The following is a 3088-nucleotide window of genomic DNA, read 5'->3' on the forward strand; positions in this document are numbered from 1 at the left end:
ACCCGACCTCCCACAGAGTATCCTGATTGGGAGGTCGGGTGGGGGTGCGGGCCGGTGCCGCCACGCGCCATAGGCGCGTTCAAAAGGACTCCGACGGCGCATGCCGTCGGCGGGCTTGACTAAAATGGCAATTCGCAATCTGTTCGTTGCATGAACAAAGCTCTCCCCGCCCCCGCCGCTCTCCTCGCCGCCTTCCTCGCAACCTCCGCGCTCGCGCAGGTTCCCGAGAACGACATTCCCGCCAAATATGAGGCGCCCACCGGCGGCTACGATTATATCAAGCGCAAGGTCGAAATTCCGATGCGCGACGGGGTCAAGCTCCACACCGTCATCGTCGTGCCCAAGGGCGCGCGCAACGCGCCGATCCTGCTCACGCGTACTCCCTACAATGCCGACAAGCGCACCGAACGCGCGGCGAGCGGATCGATGCTGGCGACGCTGGCGCAGGGCGACGAGGTGTTCGTCAAGGCGGGCTACATCCGCGTCATCCAGGACATTCGCGGCAAATATGGCTCGGAGGGCGCCTATGAGATGACGCGGCCCGTGCGCGGCCCGCTCAACCCCACCAAGACCGATCACGTCACCGATGCGTGGGATACGATCGACTGGCTGGTCAAGAACGTCCCCGAATCGAACGGCAGGGTCGGCATGGTCGGCTCCTCCTACGAGGGTTTCACCGTGGTGATGGCGCTGCTCGATCCGCATCCCGCGCTCAAGGTCGCGGCGCCCGAAAGCCCGATGGTCAACGGCTGGATGGGCGACGATTTCTTCCATTACGGCGCCTATCGCCAGTCGAACGACGCTTATTTCGTCGGGCAGGAGAGCAGCCGCAAGGGCGGCGAGGGCCTCGTCAATTCCAACGCCGACGAATATGACAACCGCCTCGCCGCCGGATCGGCGGGCGATTTCGCCAAGGCGCACGGTCTTTCGCAACTCGGCATGTGGCGCCGCACCGTCGAGCATCCCGCCTACGACGCTTATTGGCAGGGCCAGGCGCTCGAGGATCTGCTCGTCAAGCATCCCTCCACCGTGCCGACGATGTGGGAGCAGGGGCTGTGGGATCAGGAGGATATGTGGGGCGCAATCCATAGCTGGGAGGCGCTCAAGGCCGCCGGCCACGGATCGAACAATTATCTGGTGATGGGCCCGTGGCGGCACAGCCAGGCCAATTATGACGGATCGAGCCTCGGCATCCTCAAGTTCAACGGCGATACCGCGACCGAGTGGCGCCGCGATTATCTGCTGCCCTTCTTCAACCAATATCTGAAGGAGGGCGCGCCGAAGGCCGATACGCCGCGCGCGCTGATCTACAACACCGGCGAGAACCATTGGGACAAGTTCGCCGATTGGCCGCTCGCCTGCCAGAGCGGCTGCCCCGCGCCCCTGAAGCCGCTCTACCTGACCGCCGGCCTGGCGCTGTCGTTCGACAAGCCCGCTGGCGGCAAGGCGGGCGACAGCTACGTCTCCGATCCCGCCAAGCCGGTGCCCTACGTCCCCCGCCCCGTCGGCGGGCGCGAGCAATGGACGACGTGGCTGACCACCGATCAGCGCAACGTCTCCACCCGCCCCGACGTGCTGACCTATCAGACGCCCGTGCTCACCGCGCCGGTGCGCATCTCGGGCGCCGCGATCGCCGATATCTTCGCGGCCACCACCGGCACCGATGCCGACTGGGTGGTCAAGCTGATCGACGTCTATCCGAACGAGGTGCCGTCGCAGCCCGAGATGGGCGGCTATCAGCTCCCGATCGCGATGGACATCTTCCGCGGCCGCTACGCCAAGAGCTTCGAGCATCCGAGCCCGATCCCGGCGGGCAAGGTCCAGGAATATAAGTTCCGCCTACCCACCGCCAACCACATCTTCCAGCCCGGCCACCGCATCATGGTGCAGGTCCAGTCGAGCTGGTTCCCGCTCTACGATCGCAACCCGCAAAGCTACGTCCCCAACATCTTCTTCGCCAAGCCCGGCGACTACAAAGCCGCGACGATGACCGTCTCCCGCTCCGCCGCCGCCCCCAGCGCGGTGTGGCTGCCGGTGGTGGCGGATACCGGCGCAAGCGTGGCGGCGGCCACCCCCTGACCAAAACGCGCGCCCGATCCTGTTCCTCCCCTGACGTAAAACCCTCGTCACCCCGGCCTTGAGCCGGGGTGACGTTCAGCTTGAACAGGACATCCTCTAAAGAGCGACCGTCACCCCGGACCCGTTCCGGGGTCCACCGTACTAGACAACCTCCGGCAGGACGCGATACCAGCGCCGCTAAGCAGCCTGCGCGTCGAACTGTAGCTTGGCGAGCCGCGCGTAGAGCCCGCCCTGCGCGACAAGCACATCGTGGCGGCCCTGCTCGACGATCCGGCCCTGATCCATCACGATGATGCGGTCGGCCATCCTGACCGTCGCCAGCCGGTGCGCGATCACCAGCGTCGTCCGCCCGCGCATCAGCCGTTCCAGCGCGCGCTGCACCAGCCGCTCGCTCTCGGCGTCGAGTGCCGAGGTCGCCTCGTCGAGCAACAGCAGCGGCGCATCACGCAGCAGCGCGCGCGCGATCGCGATCCGCTGGCGCTGCCCGCCCGAAAGCCGCGCGCCATTCTCGCCGAGGAAAGTGTCGAGCCCCTGCGGCAGCGCCTCGAGGAATTGCGCCGCATTGGCCGCGCGCGCCGCTTCCCACACCGCGGCATCGTCGGCGTCCCACCGCCCGTAGCGCAGATTGTCGCGCGCCGAAGCGGCGAAGATCACCGTCTCCTGCGGCACCACCGCGATCCGCGCGCGGACATGGGCGGGATCGGCCTGCGTCAGCGCGACGCCGTCGATCCGCACCGTGCCCGATGCCGGATCGTAGAAGCGCTGCGCGAGCTGGAAGAGCGTCGACTTGCCCGCCCCCGAAGGCCCGACGATCGCCACCGTCTCGCCAGGCTCGACGCTCAGGTTGAAGTCGCCGAGCGCTGCGGTATCGGGCCGCGTCGGATAGCGGAACTCGACATGATCGAACGACAGGCCGCCGCGCGGTGGCAAAGGCAGCGCCTGCGGCTTCGCCGGCGGCGCGATCTCGGGCTGCTCGGCGAGCAGCTCGCCGAGCCGGCTCGCCGCACCC

At 67.3% G+C, this 3088-nt stretch carries 2 protein-coding genes; one reads left to right on the forward strand and one right to left on the reverse strand.

The features are described from left to right. Positions 1–150: 150 nt before the first annotated feature. Positions 151–2079: a CocE/NonD family hydrolase gene (locus HUU94_RS06625; RefSeq protein ID WP_174274313.1), complete on the forward strand. Its 1929-nt coding sequence runs from the start codon at positions 151–153 to the stop codon at positions 2077–2079. A gap of 177 nt (positions 2080–2256) precedes the next feature. Here HUU94_RS06625 and HUU94_RS06630 read toward each other — a convergent pair. Continuing rightward, positions 2257–3088, reverse strand: an 832-nt coding sequence (locus HUU94_RS06630; protein WP_174274314.1) for an ATP-binding cassette domain-containing protein, incomplete at its 5' end; no start/stop codon positions are given.

This window comes from Sphingomonas bacterium, from assembly GCF_903644055.1.
In the GTDB taxonomy this organism is placed as follows: Bacteria; Pseudomonadota; Alphaproteobacteria; order Sphingomonadales; family Sphingomonadaceae; genus Sphingomonas_I.